Raw genomic sequence first — 4,201 nt, 5'->3', positions numbered from 1 at the left:
CACTCTCGACCCGGACCCGGACCCAGCCGTCGAGGCGCTCCACCCAGACGTCGACCTCCCACGCATCGCCTCCCCCCTCCCCCGGACCGCCGCTCTCTCCAAAGGAGCCACCATCCCTTCCTGGGGCCCCTTCACGCCCGCGAACGTCGCAGATCGCCGGCTCCGCGGTCTGAAAGGTGCACCAGGGCGTCGATTCGCCGTTCGTCAGCGATGTGACCCGCCACTGGTAGACCGGACCCGGAGGGGCGTCCACGGTGACCACAGGGACCGTGCTGGTGATCGAGCGCCAGGGGCGGCCTGCGGCAAGCACGTCCACTCGCCACGCCCGAGACGCGCCGCTCTGCCATCCCAGGGGAACCCTGCCCGCATCGGCCACCACGCGAGCCGCGTCAGGCGGTCCGAGAAGCGTGGACGCCACGGGCGCGGCGGAAGCCACCTGCGCCGTCTCAGGAGTCGCTTGCGCGGGGGTCTGTGACGCGGTCTCTCGAGACACCGCCCCCGACGGCCCCGGGCGATGCGATGAAGGGGCCGGCGCAGCCGAAGGCGCGACCTGCGCCGTCAGAATCGCCTGCGAAACGTCGGAAGGCGCGGCCAGGTCTGCCACCGGCTCGGCCGTCTCGACGTCAGTCGCTTCAGTGTTCGACGGGCGCGAGCCCGGCGGTGGCTGAACGGGCGTCTTCGGAGCGACGGTCGACATGGCCAGAACCGCCGAGAGCCCGACGATGGCCGCCAGGAGAACCGAAACCAGCGCCAGCCACGCCCTCGAAACGGTTGGGGCCTCGTCCGGCCTGGGCCTCGCCTGCTCGTCACGCATCCCTGTTCCTTTCGCGAACGCGCCGCGCGGACCTTCCCCGCGCCGCTCCTGGAGCAGGCGCCGAAGCGCGGCGTGCCCCCGCCGCGGCAGGGGGGCGAGGCCAGATCACGAAAGCCTCGCCCGCATGAGCACACCGCGACTGGTCATCGTGAAGCTGATCGGGGGCCTCGTCGATCACCGATATCTCGACGGGGCGGTCTTCCAGCACCTGTGGGCGAGGCTGCCTGCGTTCTTCGAAGAGCACGCCGAAAGCGCCGCACTGGAGGCCGACATCGCGGCCCTGCGCGCCGAAGCCGATGAAGAGCGCGCCAGCGGCCGCGCCGATTTCGTGCACTTCCCCTCAGACGCATCCCCGCAGCGCCTGCGTGAAGCGGCCGTGACGGCCGTTCGAACCAAGCTGCAGGAGAGCCGGCACACACCCGCCGTGGTGTCGGTCTGCGGCCATCTGATGCTCGAGGCGTTCGCCGCAGGCACGCTGCGCCCACAGGTGTACGCCGACTGCCGCGCGGCACTGCAGCGATGGAGCGCCAGCGATGGGGCTGTCGCGGTGTACGACGGCTTGTCTGCACCCGTGCAGCGCGAGTGGCTGCGCGCAGGCCCCCTGGGCGATCTCACCCCTCACGTGGCCCGGTTCCTCGAGATCGACGAGCGCACGGCGCGCGAGGGTTCGGCATTCGCCGTCCTGGCACAGGAGGTGGGGCTGCCGGCCGTGGTCGCCACCGACCGCACCTTCGACGCCCTGGCCGCTTCTCGTCGCGGCCTCGATGCCGTCGTGCTCGAGCGCGGGGGGGTCTTTGGCGGCGCCCCCCACGGCCTGCGCGTGGAGACGAACCTCCTCGGTGTCTGACCGAACAGGCGAAGCCCCTCTTCCCGAGTCGGACGATGCGCCCCCAGGCGCCATCCCAACGGGAGGACTGGGCGGTCTGCTCCTCGCCCCGTTTCGCGAGTGGCGTGCCGCGACGCGGGTGCCCGGCCTGTGGCGCGTGGAAGCCCGCCTCACACTGGCCTACCTGCTGCGTCTTCCCGCCTGGTTCATCTGGCGCGAGCGACGAGCCGCGGGCCTGTACGCCTTCGACGACGAGAGCTTCGCCTTCGGCGAGACCCCCTATGACGTGGCCCTCGACATCTGCGCGCAGGCGGGTCTCACCGCAAGCGACACGCTCTTCGACCTCGGCTGCGGCCGCGGCAAGATGGTCTTCGCGGCCGCGCTTGCCCACGGGTGCGCGGCGGTGGGGGTCGACCTGCTCCCCACCTACATCGACGTGGCTCGCGGCATCAGCGCGGCGCTGGGCCTCGATCGGGTGCGATTCGAGCGCCAGCACGTCCTCGATGTCCCCCTCGACGACGCCACGGCCGTGTACGTCAACGGGTTCACGTTCAACGACGATCTCGCGGGGGGGCTTCAGGCCCGCATCTCGGTGCTCGCCGATGGAACGCGCTGGATATCGGTGGGGCGGGAGTGGCGACATCCTCGCCTGCGCCTGAGCGGGAAGCGGCGGTACCCGTTCTCCTGGGGCTACGCCGATACCTGGCTCTATGAGGTCGGTCCCGCAGGAACGCCTGTCGCAGGCGACGCAGACAACCACCCCAGCTTCGAATCGGTGTGGGCCCAGACATTGAAACCTTCCGACGCTGGAGAGGAAGAAACCCCATGAGACGCGCCGTCATCACCCTGCTCGCCTGCGCCGTGGCCATCCTGCTCCCGCATGGCGTCACTCCCGCGCAGGCCGAGCCCGTCGCCGAGGTGCGGGCCAAGGCCGTGGTCGCCTTCAACGAAGTCGACGCACGCCTGCGCGCGGTGTTCGAGCGCGTGATCGCGGCCGCTCCCGAAGACACCCGCGCGAAGATGCGCAAGGCCCAGCGGACATTCACGCTCTACCGCGACGCCGCAGCCACCGCGGAGGCGGCCATCGAGCAAGACGCCAGCGCGGCCGCCATGGCGTGGCTGCGCACCGCAACCCGCCTCACCGAGGGCCGCATCCGCGACCTCGAGGCCCTTCTCTCGACCCTCCGATCTCCCTGATATCATCGGCTGGGGCCGGGAGAATTTCAAACGTCTGAACCGATTTCAACTATTTTTCAGGTTCTCCGGATATACTCACCGTGGAAGGTCGACCCCCTGACCCGACTCTCTCAACGAGAGAGAGATCCCATCGTGGAGGCCGAATCCATGAGAACGCAACAGACCGCCCTCGAAGCCGCACCGCTTCTCGACTCCGACATCCGACGCATGCGCATGCGCGCGCTGCACCGCCGGCATCGCAGCCGCTGCGGCCTTCGCCGACAGATCCGCGAGGGGCTGCACCTCAGCTGGTACCTCGTGCGCCTCACCGTGCACGCCCTCGGGTTCGGTGCCCTCCTGGCCGGCATGCTCGCCATCCTCTACTGCATCGGCTGAGATGCCGCGCGACGCGCGCATTTACTTTTGCCCGCGACCGGGGTATCATGCCCTCAGCACACGCTCGGGTCACCGCGACACATCGGGTGTCTACCTGAACCCCGCACGATGATGCTTGAGGAGCGGCCATGTTCGACATCTGGCAGTCAAGAGCAGCCCAGCAGGTACAGAACGTGGGCGAGGTCCTCGAGGTCGAAGCCCCACGCATCACGGGCGTGACCCAGCTGAACAGCTACTACCAGAGCGTTCTGGGCCCTCCCGTCGCCGCCACCGCGAGCAGCACCTCGAGCCTCGTCAGCGTCGTTGGCGAGCTCAATGCCTACCTCGGGGGGAACGCCGACCTCGATGTCACCATGCGTCGCTACCCCACAAGTCGGAGCGCTGTGGGGCGAATGAGCGCCAGCACCGATGAGGGCCACGCCGACCCAGACGCGCAGCTGAGCGGCCTGCTCGCCGCCGACGCGCCCGTGCGCCAGATGGCCGACGCCGCCGACTGGAAGGCCCTGGCGGCCTGGAAGATCGCCCCGACGAGCGCCGGCACGAACGGCGCCAGCGCACGCGAGCTCATCGCCGACCGCGGCGTGAGCGGTGACCTGTCTCGCTACGCGGCGGCCTTCCAGGCGCGTCCCCGTGCATCGGCACCCGCGCAGGTCCCTCCGCGTCTGCTCCCCCGCGAGGTGGGCACGTTCATGGAGCGCAGCGACTACAGCCACGCCGCCGATCCACGCGCCGCGGCCGGAGAGCGTGCCGAAGACAGCGCAGCCCGACAGATCGCCGATCTCGTGGGCGGTTTCACCTCTCTCCCCGAAGCCTGACCCGAACGTGCGCCACGTCTATGCCCCAGGCCTCGGCCGCGTCGTCTCGAAGGCGCAGGAACGGCTAGCGGGAGACCCCTCCACCTACCTTTCGTCGGCGGTACGCGCGGCAGCAGGAGATCTCGCACGGGTGCGCGCTGCATTCGACGAGATCGAGCCCACGGTTCTGCGGAG

At 69.9% G+C, this 4,201-nt stretch carries 6 protein-coding genes; 4 read left to right on the top strand and 2 right to left on the bottom strand.

Going from position 1 to position 4,201, the window contains the following annotated elements; translation table 11 throughout:
* Both EB084_20860 and EB084_20855 read right to left on the bottom strand, forming a co-directional pair.
* On the bottom strand, positions 1–814 hold an 814-nt coding region (locus tag EB084_20860; protein ID NDD30718.1), incomplete at its 3' end, for a hypothetical protein.
* A complete protein-coding gene (locus tag EB084_20855; GenBank protein NDD30717.1) occupies positions 807–1,148 on the bottom strand; it encodes a hypothetical protein in 342 nt (113 codons plus the stop codon). The genes EB084_20855 and EB084_20860, both read right to left, overlap by 8 nt.
* A gap of 199 nt (positions 1,149–1,347) precedes the next feature.
* On the opposite strand from EB084_20855, the gene EB084_20850 reads away from it, so the two are divergent.
* The 4 genes from EB084_20850 (at position 1,348) to EB084_20835 (ending at position 4,027) form a co-directional block, all read left to right on the top strand.
* Positions 1,348–2,469, top strand: a complete 1,122-nt coding sequence (locus EB084_20850; protein ID NDD30716.1) for a class I SAM-dependent methyltransferase — start codon at positions 1,348–1,350, stop codon at positions 2,467–2,469.
* Positions 2,466–2,837 carry a DUF1311 domain-containing protein gene (locus EB084_20845; protein ID NDD30715.1) on the top strand — a complete coding sequence of 124 codons (372 nt, stop codon included), beginning with the start codon at positions 2,466–2,468 and terminating at the stop codon, positions 2,835–2,837. Before EB084_20850 ends, EB084_20845 begins: the two co-directional genes overlap by 4 nt.
* A 132-nt stretch (positions 2,838–2,969) precedes the next feature.
* Positions 2,970–3,212 carry a hypothetical protein gene (locus tag EB084_20840; GenBank protein ID NDD30714.1) on the top strand — a complete coding sequence of 81 codons (243 nt, stop codon included), beginning with the start codon at positions 2,970–2,972 and terminating at the stop codon, positions 3,210–3,212.
* A gap of 128 nt (positions 3,213–3,340) precedes the next feature.
* Positions 3,341–4,027 carry a hypothetical protein gene (locus EB084_20835; GenBank protein ID NDD30713.1) on the top strand — a complete coding sequence of 229 codons (687 nt, stop codon included), beginning with the start codon at positions 3,341–3,343 and terminating at the stop codon, positions 4,025–4,027.
* Positions 4,028–4,201: the final 174 nt, after the last annotated feature.

The organism is Pseudomonadota bacterium (genome assembly GCA_010028905.1).
Taxonomy (GTDB): domain Bacteria; phylum Vulcanimicrobiota; class Xenobia; order RGZZ01; family RGZZ01; genus RGZZ01.
This window is presented reverse-complemented; position numbering and strand designations above follow the sequence as displayed.